The sequence below is a fragment of the Isoptericola variabilis genome (assembly GCF_050311655.1).
Taxonomy (GTDB): domain Bacteria; phylum Actinomycetota; class Actinomycetes; order Actinomycetales; family Cellulomonadaceae; genus Isoptericola; species Isoptericola variabilis.
In genome coordinates, this window is sequence record NZ_JBNOZM010000007.1 from 181,682 (window position 1) to 196,113 (window position 14,432).

The following is a 14,432-nucleotide window of genomic DNA, read 5'->3' on the forward strand; positions in this document are numbered from 1 at the left end:
GCGAGGATCGATCATGACCCGCACCTCGGCCCGTCACGCCGGCGAGGTCCTCGCCGCCGCGATCCGCACCCACGCGGAGGCGGTCCTGCGCGGGCACGACGACGTCCGGGCAGCGGCGGCCGTGCGGGCACCGGGCGCGCCGGACGCGGGGACCGACGCCGTGCACGACGCCCGCGTGGCGGTGCGCCGGCTGCGGGCCACGCTGCAGGTCTTCCGGGACTGCACGGCCCCCGAGCCGGGCACCGTCGCGGCCCTCACCTGGTGGGTGCGCACCCTCGGCGCGGCCCGCGACGCCGAGGTGCAGCGGGACGGTCTCGCGTCCCTGGCCGCCGCCCTCGCCCCGGGGTCTCCGGACGTGCACGCGGGGCTCGTCGTCCTGGACGGCGCGCTGCGCGCGGCCCACGACGACGCCCGAGCAGGGGTGCGGGCGGCGCTCGCCTCGACGCGCGCCCGCGACCTCACGGCCCGGCTGGGCGCGCTCGCGACGGCGCCGCCCGTCGTCGGCGACGCGGACGGGGACAGGGACGCCGCGGCGACGCTGCGCCCCGGCGTCGAGCGTGAGCTGGCCCGGGTGGCGCGGCGCACCGGGCCCGTCGCCGCGTCGCAGGGTCCAGACGGTGGCGATCGCCCGCCGGCCGCCGTCGTGCACCGCCTCCGCAAGGCCGCTCGCCGGGCGCGCTACGCCGCGGAGGTGCTCGCCACGTCCGGCGACCGCGCCACCGACCGCTGGGCGGCGGGCGTCGTCGCGCACCACCGCGAGCTGCAGGACCTGCTGGGCACGGTGCACGACGCGGACGTGCTGCGCGCGACCCTGGTGGGGCTGCGCGGGCCGCGCACCGCCGCGGCCGTCGACGCGTGCGTGCGGCTGGGCGACGAGCGCGCGGCGCAGGCCCTCGCCGCCGCGGGCGCCGCACTCCCCTGAGCCGGAAACGCCTTCGAGCAGGTGACGGTCAGTGGCCGCCGGAGACCAGGAAGACCAGGCCGAAGGCGATGGCCCCGACGACGACGCCCATGCAGGCGATCGCGCCGGCGAGGCGGGCGGGCGACGGCCGCGGGATGGCGACGGCGCGCGACGTCGGCGCCTCGTTCGCGTCGGCCCCGCGCTGCGCGGACGACGGGGCGACCGGACCGGCCGGCGCGTCGGCCGACGTCGTGCCGGCCAGCAGCCGCAGGCCGAGGGCGAAGAGGGCGGGGATGCCGGCGCCCACGATCAGGCCGGCCACGAGGACCTGGCCGAGCGAGCCCCACTCGATGATGTTCATGCTCCCACCTTCGGGTTGGACGGGGCGCTGACGGTGCCCACGGCGCCGACGGCCGGGGCGACGGAGGAGGCGGTGGCCACGGCGGGCACGGGACCGACGCGCTCGCCGCCGGCCTCGCCGGTGGTGGCGGCGACGGGCTCGAGGGACGCGCCCTTCTCCTCGTCCCACGCCTCGTTGACGTTGGTGTGGTCGACGGGCTTGCGGCGCGACGCGACCCAGATGGCCGCGGAGGCGACGACCAGCAGCAGGAAGACGGCGACGGTGCCGGCGGCGCCGCCGATGGACGACTCGAGCCAGTGGCACAGCGCGCCGACCAGGCCGGCCGCGGGGAGGGTGACCATCCAGGCCACGAACATGCGGCCCGCGACGCTCCACCGCACCTTGGCGCCCGGCATGCCGACGCCCGAGCCGAGCACGGACCCGGTGGCGACGTGCGTCGTCGAGAGCGAGAAGCCGAAGTGGCTGGACAGCAGGATGACGGCGGCGGACGACGTCTCGGCGGCCATGCCCTGGCGGGTGTCGATCTCGACGAGCCCCTTGCCGAGGGTGCGGATGACGCGCCAGCCGCCCAGGTAGGTGCCGATCGCCATCGCGAGGGCGCAGGACAGGATGACCCAGAACGGGACGTCCGAGTCGGCGGGGACGGCGCCGCCCGCGATGAGCGCGAGCAGGATGATGCCCATCGACTTCTGCGCGTCGTTGGTGCCGTGCGCGAGGGAGACGAGCGACGCGGAGCCGATCTGGCCCCAGCGGAAGCCGCGGTTCGAGACCTCCTGCGGCACGCCGCGCGTCAGCCGGGCCACGAGCCACGTGCCGACGCCGGCCACCAGGATGGCGACCAGTGGGGCGATCAGGGCGGGCACCAGCACCTTGGCGATCACGCCCTCCCACAGCACACCCGACGTGCCGACGGCGGCGAGCACGGCGCCCACCATGCCGCCCACGAGGGCGTGCGAGGAGCTGGACGGGATGCCGAACAGCCAGGTGATGAGGTTCCAGACGATGCCGCCGACCAGGCCGGCGAGCACGACGGGCAGGGTGATCACCCCGGCGTCGACGATGCCCTTGGCGATCGTGGCGGCGACGGCGAGGGAGAGGAAGGCGCCGACGAGGTTGAGGACGGCGGACAGCGCGACGGCGGTCCGGGGCTTGAGGGCTCGGGTGGCGATGGAGGTGGCCATCGCGTTGCCCGTGTCGTGGAACCCGTTCGTGAAGTCGAACGCGAGGGCCGTCACGACGACGAGCGCGAGCAGAAGCGTCTCGGTCACGGCACCCATCGTGGGGGGTGGAGCTGGGGGTTTTCGACCGTCGGTGGGCCGTTCGGTGAACTGTTCCGGGACTGTTCACCTGCTGTTCATCTAGCGGCGGCGTGTCGCGCTTCGCGTGGCGGGACGCGTCAAGGCACGGGCGGCCCGGAGCCCCCGTAGTGCGCCGCCAGGCGGCGCAGCCCCTCGTCGACGCTCACGGCCGGGACCCAGCGCAGGTCGCGGCGGGTGGCGCGCTGGTCGAACCAGTGCGCGGTGGACAGCTGCTCGGCGAGGAAGCGCGTCATCGGCGGCTCGTCGGTGCCGGGGCGCACGCGCCACAGCGCCTCGACGAGCCCGCCGGCCGACCGCGCGAGGCCCGCCGGCACCCGCCACGCCGGCGGCCGGACGCCCGCCGCCCGGCAGATCCCGGACAGCAGGTCGGCCACCGTGCGCGGCTCGCCGTTGGTGAGCACGTACGCCCGGCCGCCGACGACGTCGGGCGCGTCGTCCAGGCGGTCGAGGGCCGCGAGCATCCCGTCGGCCGCGTTGTCGACGTAGAGCGTGTCGATGAGGGCCGCGCCGTGGCCCAGCAGCGGCAGGCGGCCGTGGGCGGCGCGGTCCACGACGCGCTCCACGAGCTGCGTGTCCCCCGGGCCCCACACGATGTGCGGGCGGACGGCGACCACGCGCGGCCCGCGCCCCGGCCCGGCGTCGCGACCCAGCGCGAGCACCTCGGCGGCGGCCTTGGTGCGCGCGTACTCGCCGCGTGCGCCCTCGGGGTCGGCGGGCGTGGCCGGCGCCCCGACGAGCGACGTCCCCAGGTGCGCGACCGACGGCGACGACACCTGCACGAACCGGCGCACCCCGGCCCGTTCGGCGGCGTCCAGCAGGGTCCGCGTGCCGCCCACGTTCACCTCGTGGAACTCCGCCGGCGCCCCCGCCAGAGACACCTTGGCCGCGAGGTGCACGACGGCGTCGACGCCCGTGATGGCCCCGGCGACGACGTCCGGGTCGGTGACGGACCCTCGCACGTCGGCCGCGCCGTCGACGCCGGACGAGCGCCGCTGGAGGGTCCGCACGTCGTCGCCGCGCGCCACCAGGGCGCGGGCCACCGCGCCGCCGAGCAGCCCGGACGCGCCGGTCACGAGCACCGTCACGGCCGTCCCACCCGCCCGCCGGTCAGCACGCGGTCGGCCCAGGCGGCGAGCCGGATGCGGTCGATCTTGGAGTTGTGCCGGACGTCGGTGGGCATGCGCCCCACCACCAGCACCGCGGCCAGCGGCACCGGCGACGCGGCCCGCACCGCGGCGGCGAGGTCGTCGGGGGCGAGCCCCGACCGGACATGCCTCCCGGAGCGGTGCGCGTCGTCGAGCGGTTCCACGACGGCGACCGCCTGGTGCACCCCCGCGGGACCGACGCCGACGACGGCGGCGCGCCGCACCTCCGGGACGCGCTCCACGTGCTGCTCGGGGCCCACGGGAGCCAGGGGGCCGTCGGCGGTGCGCAGCACGTGCGCGAGGCGCCCCTCGATCCACAGCCGCCCCTGGTCGTCGAGGTGCCCGACGTCGCCCGTGCGGTGCCAGCGGCCCGGCGGGGTGTCGCGCTCGGCGGCCAGGTCCGTGAGCCACAGGCGGTCGTAACGCTCCTTGAGGTGACCGGCGCGCACCAGCACCTCGCCCAGCACGCCCGGGGCCGCCGACGGCGCACCGGTCGCGGCGCCGTCGGCGTCGAGCGCGCTGACCAGCACCTCGCCGCCGCCGACGGGGCGGCCTACGCAGACGCCGTCGTCCGGCGCCGTGGCCGCCTCCCGGATGCCGTCGAGCGTGATGTCCGTGACGAGCAGGCACTCCGTCATCCCGTACGGCGTGTGCGGGGTCGCGGCCGGCATGAGCGCGGCCGCCGAGCCGAGCAGCTCGGCGGAGATCGGCGCGCCCGTCGACAGGAACGTGCGCACGCGGGCGAGGGCCGCCCGGTCGCCGCCGTCCAAGGCGTCTGCGGTGTCGACGACGTTGAGGATGGCGGCCGGGGACAGGAAGACGATGCGCGCGTCGGACGCCCGCACGGCGTCGGCGACAGCACGGGCCGTGAGCGTGGCCGGCGACGACACGTCCATCACCGGCGTCACCGAGCGCGTGCCGAGGGCCGGCCCCAGGAGGGCGAACGGCGCGAAACCGGTGACGAGGCCCGTCTCGGGCCCGACGTCGAAGTGCGCCGCGAGCGCATCCCGCAGCGCCGACAGCTCGGCGTGCCGGTAGACGACGCCCTTGGCCGGGCCGGTCGACCCCGACGTGAACAGCACGGCGGCCTCGTCCTCGGGCCCCGGCTCGGGCGGCAGCGGGCGCCCCTCGCCGGACCGGGCGACGTTGACGAGCTCGTGCGTCACCCCGAGCGCCCGGCGCACGGAGGGCGCCAGCGGCTCGGCCGAGACCCGCACCCCGGGCCAGCCCAGCGCCCGCGCGGCGGCCAGGCCCTTGCGCTGCGCCACGACGAACCGCGGCCACGCGCCCCGCTGCGCGCGCGTCAGCCCGCGCACGCCCAGCCCGGCGTCCGCCACCACGACGACGGCGCCGATCCGCAGGCACGCGTACACCAGCGCCGTCAGCGTCGGGCCCGGCTCCACCAGCAGCGACACCCGGTCGCCGTGCCGTACGCCGATGTCGTGCAGTCCGGCCGCGATGCGCCGCACCTGCCGGTCCAGCGCACGCCAGCTCGCCGTGAACGGCCGGCCGTCGCCGCCCTGGGCCGCCATGTCCAGCACCGCCGGCGCGGTGTCGTCGGCCCGCGCGTCCAGCGCCGCCCACAGGGGCACAAACGACGGCGAGGGATCCGACGAGGCGGAGGGGTCGGCAACCTCGGGCACGGATGTACGAACTCCCGAAGTGGAGGGCCCCCTGGGGCCCGTGAACGCATCCGTGCCCGAGGTTGCCGACCCCTCCGCCGACAGCGAGGACAACCACGACAGCACCGGAGGAGCCCAGTCGACGTCCTCGGCGATCAGGTGCCCGGCGTCGGCGAACCGGTGCACGTGCGCGTGCGGCAGGCGGCGGACGAGGTCGTCGAGGTACCGGTCGGAGAAGATCGGGTCGTGCGGCCCCCACAGCAGGACGGCGGGCACGGTGAGGCGGGCCACGCCAGCGGCGATGCGGTCCAGCTCGGCCGCGCTCGGGTGCGCGGCGTCCGTGGGGATGTCGGCGACGAAGCCCTCGATGCCGTCGCGCTCGTCGGCGCTGAGGTACGGCAGCCGGTAGGCGGCGGCGACGTCGGCGGCCAGCCGCGGTCGGGCCAGCGCCAGGGTCGTCTCGAGGAAGGCACGGGTGGTGCGCGTGCCGAGGCGGTGCACGGGCCCGGCGAGGGCGAGGCGCAGCGGCGCGGGGATCGGTGCGTCGTCGGGCTGGTGCACGGCGGTGTTGAGCAGCGCGACACCGGCGAGCAGGTCGGGGTGGTCGACGGCCCAGCCGAGCGAGACGACGCCGCCCCAGTCGTGGCCGAGCGTCACGACCGGGCCCGTGAGGCCGAGCGCGTCGGTGAACGCGCCGAGGTCGGCGACGCGGCGAGCGAGCGGACGGTGCTCGCCGGTGCGCTGGGAGAGGCCCATCTCGAGCTGGTCGACGGCGACGACACGCCAGGCGGGCGTCCCGGCGTCCGCGGCGTCGAGCGCGTCGGCGACGAGCCGCCGCCACAGGTACGACCAGGTGGGGTTGCCGTGCACGGCGAGCACGGTGCCGACGGGCTCGTGCCCGCGCGCCAGCAGCTCGGGCCCGTTGTCGAGGTAGTGCCACGATGCGCCGCTCGCGTCGGTGAGCACGTGGCTGTGGCGCGGGTCGAGGCCGGGCAGGCCCGGGGGCACGGTGTCGGCGGGGCGAGGGGTCGTGGAGGGCATGGTGCGGGTCGCCTCCGTCACCACGCGAGCTCCAGCATCGCGGTGTTGATGCCGGACCCGACGCCCATGAGCAGCACGCGGTCGCCGGCGCTCAGGGAGTCCTGCTGCTCGACGAGGGTGATCGGCACGGACGCCGGCCCGACGTTCCCGTACCGCTCGTAGGTGGTGGGCACCTTGGCGCGGTCGAGGCCGACGGCCTCGACGATGGCGTCGGTGTGCACGCGGGAGACCTGGTGGGTGACGTAGCGGTCCATGCGCGCCCAGTCCCAGTCGGCGACGGCGTCCTTCCAGGCGTCGACGACGAGCTCGAGGCCGCCCTCGAGCAGCGCCTTGGCGTCGGTGAACATGCCCTCGGTGCTGCCCACGCACAGGTCGTGGAACCTCGTCGCGGCGCGAGTGACCCCGCCGAGCACACGGTGGCCCTCGGGGTGCTCGTCGGTGCGGCCCAGCACGGCGGCGGCGGAGCCGGAGCCGAGGGTGAGGGACGCGAACTCCTGCATGAAGTCGTCGCGGCTGCGGTCCTCCTGGAGCAGCCGCTCGATGGTGCGGTCGTGGATGACGTCGGCGTCCTCGCCGTCGACGACGACGGCGTACCGGACCTGGCCGGACTCGATCATCCCGGCGGCGAGGCTCATGCCGTTGATGAAGCCGAGGCACGCGTTGGCGACGTCGAAGTTCACGGCCGACGACGGCAGGCCGAGCCCGTGGTGCAGCCGCACCGCGACGGACGGCTCGAGGTGCCGGCGGGTCACGGAGGTGTTGATGAGCAGGCCGACGTCGGCGGGCTCGACGCCGGCGACGGCGAGCGCCTCGCGCCCGGCGGCGACGGTGGCGTCGTCCACGTCCTCGCCGGCGGCCCAGGCGCGTCGCTCGCGGACGCCGGCGACGCGCTCCAGCAGCGTGGTGGGGAGCCGCAGCCGCCGCAGCGCGGGGGCGAGCCGCTGCTGCACGGCGGCCGAGGTCCGCACCCCGGTCGGGATCCGGCTGGTCACGGCCAGCAGGGAGACCCCTGCGAACCGGGTGGTGGCGTTTCCTGACACACGAGCTCCAGACGACCGGTCGTGCGCGAGCGCACGGAGCCGGCTCAGCGACGAGTTGGCGGGGTCGCGCGACCCCGGCCCCGCGACGTTACGACGTCCGGGGCGCGCCCGCCGTTCCAACCCCGCGATGTGGGATCGGCCACGCAGGGTTCACCCGCGCCCCTCACCGGTCCGTCGGACGACGTTCACGGTCGGTCAGGCCGCGCCGAGGACGTCGAGCGTCCACGCGTGCTCGAACGCGATCTCCTCCCAGCGCGCGTACCGCCCGGAGACGCCGCCGTGGCCGGCGGACATCTCGATCTTCAGCAGCGCGGGGGCGCCGGCGGCCCGCAGCCGGGCGACCCACTTGGCGGGCTCCACGTACAGCACGCGGGTGTCGTGCAGCGACGTCGTCGCGAGGATCTGCGGGTAGGCGGACGCGTCGTCGGGCACGTTCTCGTAGGGGGTGTACCCCTTCATGCGGGCGTACACCTCCGGGTCGTGCAGGGGGTCGCCCCACTCGTCCCACTCGACGACGGTGAGGGGCAGCGTCGGGTCGAGCATCGAGGTGAGCGCGTCGACGAACGGCACGCCGGCGAGCACCCCGGCGAACAGGTCGGGCGCCAGGTTGAGGGCCGCGCCCACGGTGAGCCCGCCCGCGCTGGCGCCGTCGGCCACCATCCGCTCGGGCGACGTCCAGCCCGTCTCGACGAGGTGCCGCCCGCAGGCGACGAGGTCGGTGAAGGTGTGCTCCTTGGCCGCGAGCTTGCCGTCGTCGTACCAGCGCCGGCCCAGCTCTCCGCCGCCGCGCACGTGCGCGACGGCGAAGACGACGCCGCGGTCCAGGAGGCTGAGGCGCGGGACGGAGAAGTACGGGTCGATGCTCGTCTCGTACGCGCCGTACGAGTACAGGAGGAGCGGCGCGGGCTCGGCGCGCGTGCCGGAGCCGTCGAGCGTCACCGCGTCGCGCCGCCACACCAGGCTGATCGGCACGCGCGTGCCGTCCTCGGCCGTCGCCCACTCACGGTGCTGCGCGTACTCGGCCGGGTCGTAGCCGCCCAGCACGGGCTGCCGCTTGCGCACGTGCCGCTCGCCGGTGGCGAGGTCGACGTCCACCACCGTGGCGGGCGTGACGAACGACGTGTGCTGCACCCGCAGCAGCGGCTGCTCCCACGTGGGGTTCGCGTCGAGGGCCACGGAGAACAGCGGCTCGTCGACGTCGATCTCCCGCGCCGTCCAGGGCTGGTCGGCGGTCGTGCGCGCCAGGTCGACGACGGCGACGCGCGGCAGCGCCTCGCGCCGCAGGCTCAGCACCACGTGGCGGGCGAAGGCGTCCACGCCCTCGAGGCGCACGTCCGGGTCGTGGGGCACGACGACGCGCGCGGCCGCGGGGTCGAGCGGGGCTGCGCCGTCGTCGCCGGCCCGCGCGGGGACGTCGGTGACGACGAGCTCGAAGTTCTCCGCGCCGTCGTTGTGCAGCACGAGCAGCGCGTCCCGCGTCGCCCCGTGCTCGCCGTCGCCGTCGAGGACGGCATGCTCCACGGTGTACTCGACGTCGTCCCGCCGCTCCCACACGACGCGGAACTCGCCCGTCGGGTCGTCGGCCTCGAGGACGCGCGCCTCGCTGGTCGTCTTGGACCCGGCCTCGATCACCAGGTAGCGGCGCGAGCGCGTGAGCCCGACCCCGACCCAGAACCGCTCGTCGGGCTCCTCCAGCACCAGGACGTCGTCCGACGCCGGCGTGCCGACCTCGTGCCGCCAGATCCGGTACGGCCGCCAGGCGTCGTCGACCGTGGGGTAGAAGACGTACCGGCCGTCGGGCGTGAGCACGGCGCCCGGGAACGTGTCCTCGACGACGTCGGGCAGGTCCGCGCCGGTCGTCAGGTCGCGCACGCGCAGCGTGAACCGCTCGTCGCCCTGGGTGTCGACGGCGTAGGCCAGCCGCGCGCCGACCTCGGAGACGTCGAACGAGCCGAGGGAGAAGAAGTCGTGCCCGTCGGCGGCGACGTTCTGGTCGAGCAGCACCTGCTCGCCCGGGGGCACGGTGCCCGACTCGATCCGCGGCGGCGCCCACTCCCCCGCGGCGGGGACGCGCGCGTGGATCGGGTACTGGCGGCCCTCCTCGGTGCGCGTGTAGTACCAGGACCCGCCCATCCGCACCGGCACCGACAGGTCGGACTCCAGCGTGCGCGCCTTGATCTCGTCGAAGACCGCCTGCCGCAGCGGCGCCAGGTGGGCCAGCTGCGCCTGCGTCCACGCGTTCTCCGCCTCCAGGTGCGCCAGCACCTCGGGGGACTCCTTGTCGCGCAGCCACTCGTAGTCGTCCGCGAACTCGTCGCCGTGGTGCCGGCGGACGGTGGGGCGGCGCTCCGCGACGGGGGCGCGGTCGGGCGTGCGGTCGGGCGCGCGGTCCGGGACGGCGGCGGAGGTGGCGGGTGAGTCGGCGGGAGCGGTCAGGTCGTCGGGCACCCGGCCAGCCTAGGTCCGGACGGCCGACACCCGGATTCCGCCCGCACGATGCCGGACTGTGACCTGGATCTGTCATCTACGTCACATCTGGGTCGCTACACTCGCGGCACGCTCGCGAAACCCCGCGGATACATGGGGCCTTTAGTGTCCCTGCATCGACGGGGCGAGCGGGTGGTACCCCGGGCTCGCCCGGGGAACGACACCGACCTACGGAGGACCCGGCCGATGACGACGGACCGACCGACCAGGGCGATCGCGCTGCGCCGCACCGTGGCAGCGCTCGCGATCGCCCTCGCACCCGCTGTGCTCGCCTCGCCACCCGCGCAGGCCGCACCGGGATCGGATGCGACGGCGGCGCACACCACCAGCGCCGCCACCACCCTCAGCACGAAGGTCGCGGACGCCGTCCCGACCGACTGCAAGCCCGACGACTCGACCGCCTGCGTCGCCGTCGTCGTCATGAACGACGCGGGCGACCGGATCGCCGACGCCGAGGTGACCATCACCGGGCCCGGCGGCTTCGACGAGACGGTCACGACGACGGCGGACGCCCCCCTGTCGGTGGCCGTGCCCGAGGTCGGCCGGTACACCGTCACGATCGACCCGGCGTCCCTGCCCGCCGACGAGCAGCTGCCCGAGGGCGCCGAGACGACGCTCGAGGTGACCGCGCAGACGGGCGGCACCGGGCGCGTGGCGTTCGAGGTCGGGGGCGAGGCGGCCACGACGGCGCCCTCCGAGGAGGCCACGACGGCGGCACCCGGGGACGACGCCACCGCCGGCACCACCGACGAGGGCGTGGGCACCGCGCCGGAGGGCGACGCCTCGCAGCGCGCGTTCTCGTGGGGCCAGGTGTGGCAGCAGTTCGGCTCCGGCATCCGCTTCGGCCTGCTGCTCGCCCTCGCGTCCATCGGCCTCAACCTCGTGTTCGGCACCACCGGGCTGTCGAACTTCGCCCACGGCGAGCAGTTCGCGCTCGGCGCGGCGCTCGGCTTCATCACCATCAACCAGTGGGGCCTGTCGATCTGGGTCGGCGGTCTGCTGACGATCGCGGTCTGCGCCCTCACCGGCCTCGGGCAGGACGCCGCCATCTGGCGGCCGCTGCGCCGCCGGGGCACCCCGGTGATGCAGCTGATGATCGTGTCCATCGGGTTGTCGATCACGCTGCAGTACGTGATCCAGCTCCTCATCGGCGGCGGGTCGGAGCGCATCCTGTCGGCCAACCCGAAGCCCCTGACGCTGCTCGGGATCACGCTCAGCACCACGTCGTGGATCTCCATGGTCGTCGCGCTGGTGTGCCTGGTCGGCTTCGCGCTGTTCCTCACCCGCACCCGGCTGGGCCGGGCCACCCGCGCCGTGTCGGACAACCCGGCGCTCGCGTCGGCCACCGGCATCGACCCCGACAAGGTCGTCCGCGTGGTGTGGATCCTCGCCACCGCGTTCGCGGCGCTCGCGGGGATCATGTGGGGCATCTCGTACGGGTCGTTCAACTGGCAGCTCGGCGTGCAGCTCCTGCTGCTGATGTTCGCCGCCGTGACGCTCGGCGGCCTCGGCACCGCGTTCGGCGCCCTCGTCGGGTCGATCCTCATCGGCCTCGTCGTGGAGCTGTCCAACCTCGTGATCCAGAGCGACCTGCGGTACGCGTCGGCGCTCGTGATCCTCATCCTCGTGCTCCTGATCCGGCCGCAGGGCATCCTGGGCCGCCGCGAGCGGATCGGCTGAAGGGAGACCGACCATGGACGAGTTCCTCAGAATCCTCACCCAGTCGCTCGCCGAGCTCATCGCCCCGACGACGGCCGCGTACGCGCTCGCCGCCATCGGCCTCAACCTGCACTTCGGGTACACGGGCCTGCTCAACATGGGCCAGGCGGGCTTCATGCTGCTGGGCGCCTACGGCTTCGGCATCTCGACGATCGCCGGCGCCCCGTTCTTCGTCGCCCTGCTGGTCGCGATGGCGGCCGGGCTGCTCTTCGCCCTGCTGCTCGGCATCCCGACGCTGCAGCTGCGCGGCGACTACCTCGCCATCGTCACGATCTCGGCCGCCGAGATCATCCGCTGGATCGGGCGCTCCACCTGGCTGCAGGAGTGGACGGGCGGCGCGTCCGGCCTGCAGGGCCGTGACTACAAGGGCACCTTCCAGGACCTGTCGCCCCTGCCCGACGGGCGCACCACCATCGGACCGCTGGAGTACATCAACACCGGCTCCGACTCCTGGTGGACGCGGGTCTTCGCGTGGGGCGTCGTCGCGCTGGCGCTGCTCTTCGTCTGGCTGATCACGCGCAGCCCCTGGGGCCGCGTGCTCAAGGGCATCCGCGAGGACGAGGACGCCGTCCGCGCCCTCGGCAAGAACGTCTACTCGTACAAGCTGCAGTCGCTCGTGCTGGGCGGCGTGCTCGGCTCCCTCGGCGGCGTGCTCTACGTGCTGCCGATCACGATCGCTCCCGACGCGATGAGCCGCACGATGACGTTCTTCGTGTGGACCGTGCTGCTGCTCGGCGGGGCCGCCACCGTCTTCGGGCCCGTGCTCGGCGCGATGATCTTCTTCGGCGCCTACATGTTCATGCGCACCGGGATGCGCGCCCTGTCGGAGAACACCGGCGTGGGCGAGATCGTCAGCACCACCAACGTGGAGCAGATCGGCGGCATGCTGGTGGGTATCACGCTCATGCTCCTCGTGATCTTCAGGCCGCAGGGCATCCTCGGGAACAAGAAGGAGCTGGCCTTCAATGTCCGCTGACATGTCCGAAGAGACCACGGCCGGTCAGGCCGACCAGCCCGACCAGGCCGACCAGGCCGCCCACACCGCCGGCCAGCCCGAGTCCGTCGTCGACGCGGCGGCTGCGGCCGCCGTCGCCCCCACCTCCGCCGTCGCCGCCGAGGCCCGCGACGACCTCGCGCAGGTGGAGTCCGTCGTCGGGGCGTCCAAGCCCGACGCCATCCTCGTGGCCGACGACGTCGTGCGCCGCTTCGGCGGCATGACGGCGGTCGACGTCGACCACCTCGAGGTGCAGCGCGGCGCCATCACGGCGCTCATCGGCCCCAACGGCGCCGGGAAGACGACGTTCTTCAACCTGCTCACCGGCTTCGACACCCCGCAGAGCGGGCGCTGGAGCTTCGAGGGGAACTCCCTCGCCGGCAAGAGCGGCGCGCGCGTCGCCCAGGCGGGGATGGTCCGCACGTTCCAGCTCACCAAGGCCCTGTCGCGGCTCACGGTGCTGCAGAACATGCTGCTCGCGTCCCCGAAGAACCCCGGCGAGCGGTTCTGGCTCTCGTGGCTGCCGTTCACGTGGCGGGCGCACGAGAAGGCCGCCACCGAGAAGGCGATGGAGATCCTCGCCCGGTTCAAGCTCGACACGAAGGCCGGCGACTTCGCGGGGTCGTTGTCGGGCGGGCAGCGCAAGCTGCTCGAGATGGCGCGCGCCCTCATGACCGACCCGACGATGATCATGCTCGACGAGCCGATGGCGGGCGTGAACCCCGCCCTCGTGCAGTCCCTGCTGGGGCACGTGCAGGCGCTGCGCGACGAGGGCATGACGGTGCTGTTCGTGGAGCACGACATGCACGCCGTGCGGCACATCTCCGACTGGGTGGTGGTCATGGCGGAAGGCCGGATCGTCGCCGAGGGCCCGCCCACGACGGTCATGCAGGACCAGGCCGTGGTCGACGCCTACCTGGGCGCCCACCACGACACCGACCTGGGCGACGACTCCCTGCTCGACCCCGAGATCCTGGCCCGCCTCGAGGCCGAGGAGGAGAAGCGATGACCGACACGCTGACGACCGCGGCCCACCGGGGCGGCGTCCCCGAGGGGAAGGAGCTGCTGCTGCGGGCCGACAACCTCGTCGCGGGCTACATCCCGGGGGTGCACATCCTCGACGGCTGCTCGATCGAGGTAGGCAAGGGCGAGCTGGTGGGGATCATCGGCCCCAACGGCGCCGGCAAGTCCACGCTGCTCAAGGCGCTGTTCGGGCTGGTGAAGATCCACTCCGGCACCGTGACCCTGGGCGGGGACGACATCACCGGCATGAAGGCGAACGCCCTCGTGGCGCGCGGCGTCGGGTTCGTGCCGCAGACCAACAACGTCTTCCCGTCGCTGTCGGTCGAGGAGAACATGCGGATGGGGGTGTACCTGCGCCCGAAGGTCTTCGACGAGCGGTGGTCGTTCATCCGTGACCTGTTCCCCGTGCTGCACGAGCGCCGCACCCAGCGGGCGGGCGCCATGTCCGGCGGCGAGCGGCAGATGGTGGCGATGGCCCGGGCGCTCATGATGAACCCGTCCGTGCTGCTGCTCGACGAGCCCTCGGCCGGCCTGTCCCCGGTGCGTCAGGACGAGACGTTCCTGCGCACCCGGATGATCAACAAGGCCGGCGTGTCGATCATCATGGTGGAGCAGAACGCCCGCCGCTGCCTGCAGATCTGCGACCGCGGCTACGTGCTCGACCAGGGCAAGGACGCGTACACCGGCACCGGGCGCGAGCTGCAGTCCGACCCGAAGGTCATCTCCCTGTACCTCGGCTCCCTCGCGGAGGACACGAAGTAGGCCGGCCTGGTCCGCGGG

The 14,432-nt window shown here is 74.5% G+C and carries 11 protein-coding genes; 5 read left to right on the forward strand and 6 right to left on the reverse strand.

The annotated features are described in order from the left end of the window. The first annotated feature begins 13 nt into the window (after positions 1 to 13). The gene (locus tag ACQP60_RS16265) at positions 14 to 922 is read left to right on the forward strand and encodes a CHAD domain-containing protein (protein ID WP_429734706.1); all 909 of its coding nucleotides are present in this window, start codon (positions 14 to 16) and stop codon (positions 920 to 922) included. 28 nt (positions 923 to 950) lie between these two features. On the opposite strand, the gene ACQP60_RS16270 is transcribed toward ACQP60_RS16265, so the two are convergent. From ACQP60_RS16270 to ACQP60_RS16295, 6 genes are all read right to left on the reverse strand, one after another. Next, positions 951 to 1,262: a hypothetical protein gene (locus tag ACQP60_RS16270; RefSeq protein WP_429734708.1), complete on the reverse strand. Its 312-nt coding sequence runs from the start codon at positions 1,260 to 1,262 to the stop codon at positions 951 to 953. Continuing rightward, positions 1,259 to 2,539: an inorganic phosphate transporter gene (locus tag ACQP60_RS16275; protein WP_429734710.1), complete on the reverse strand. Its 1,281-nt coding sequence runs from the start codon at positions 2,537 to 2,539 to the stop codon at positions 1,259 to 1,261. The genes ACQP60_RS16270 and ACQP60_RS16275 overlap by 4 nt, the downstream gene beginning before the upstream one ends. Before the next feature lie 119 nt (positions 2,540 to 2,658). Further along, positions 2,659 to 3,666 carry an NAD-dependent epimerase/dehydratase family protein gene (locus ACQP60_RS16280; RefSeq protein ID WP_429734712.1) on the reverse strand — a complete coding sequence of 336 codons (1,008 nt, stop codon included), beginning with the start codon at positions 3,664 to 3,666 and terminating at the stop codon, positions 2,659 to 2,661. Continuing rightward, entirely contained in the window at positions 3,663 to 6,389 is a 2,727-nt protein-coding gene (locus ACQP60_RS16285; RefSeq protein ID WP_429734714.1) for an alpha/beta fold hydrolase, read from the reverse strand. Before ACQP60_RS16285 ends, ACQP60_RS16280 begins: the two co-directional genes overlap by 4 nt. A gap of 17 nt (positions 6,390 to 6,406) precedes the next feature. Then, positions 6,407 to 7,429, reverse strand: a complete 1,023-nt coding sequence (locus tag ACQP60_RS16290; protein WP_429734716.1) for a 3-oxoacyl-ACP synthase III — start codon at positions 7,427 to 7,429, stop codon at positions 6,407 to 6,409. A 195-nt stretch (positions 7,430 to 7,624) separates the two neighbouring features. Next, positions 7,625 to 9,865, reverse strand: coding sequence for a S9 family peptidase (locus ACQP60_RS16295; RefSeq protein WP_429734951.1), 2,241 nt, complete (start codon positions 9,863 to 9,865; stop codon positions 7,625 to 7,627). Between the two features lie 237 nt (positions 9,866 to 10,102). Here ACQP60_RS16295 and ACQP60_RS16300 point away from each other — a divergent pair, with 237 nt between their 5' ends. Genes ACQP60_RS16300 through ACQP60_RS16315 form a run of 4 tightly spaced genes read left to right on the forward strand, consistent with a single transcriptional unit; the run spans position 10,103 to position 14,414 of the window. Continuing rightward, on the forward strand, positions 10,103 to 11,596 hold the full coding sequence (locus tag ACQP60_RS16300; RefSeq protein ID WP_429734718.1) for a branched-chain amino acid ABC transporter permease: 1,494 nt from the start codon (positions 10,103 to 10,105) through the stop codon (positions 11,594 to 11,596). A 13-nt stretch (positions 11,597 to 11,609) separates the two neighbouring features. Next, positions 11,610 to 12,611: a branched-chain amino acid ABC transporter permease gene (locus ACQP60_RS16305; RefSeq protein WP_429734720.1), complete on the forward strand. Its 1,002-nt coding sequence runs from the start codon at positions 11,610 to 11,612 to the stop codon at positions 12,609 to 12,611. A gap of 1 nt (position 12,612) precedes the next feature. Further along, positions 12,613 to 13,638 (forward strand): ABC transporter ATP-binding protein, encoded by a 1,026-nt coding sequence (locus ACQP60_RS16310; RefSeq protein WP_429734722.1) that lies wholly within the window; start codon positions 12,613 to 12,615, stop codon positions 13,636 to 13,638. After that, the gene (locus ACQP60_RS16315; RefSeq protein ID WP_429734725.1) at positions 13,635 to 14,414 is read left to right on the forward strand and encodes an ABC transporter ATP-binding protein; all 780 of its coding nucleotides are present in this window, start codon (positions 13,635 to 13,637) and stop codon (positions 14,412 to 14,414) included. Before ACQP60_RS16310 ends, ACQP60_RS16315 begins: the two co-directional genes overlap by 4 nt. Positions 14,415 to 14,432 lie beyond the last annotated feature (18 nt).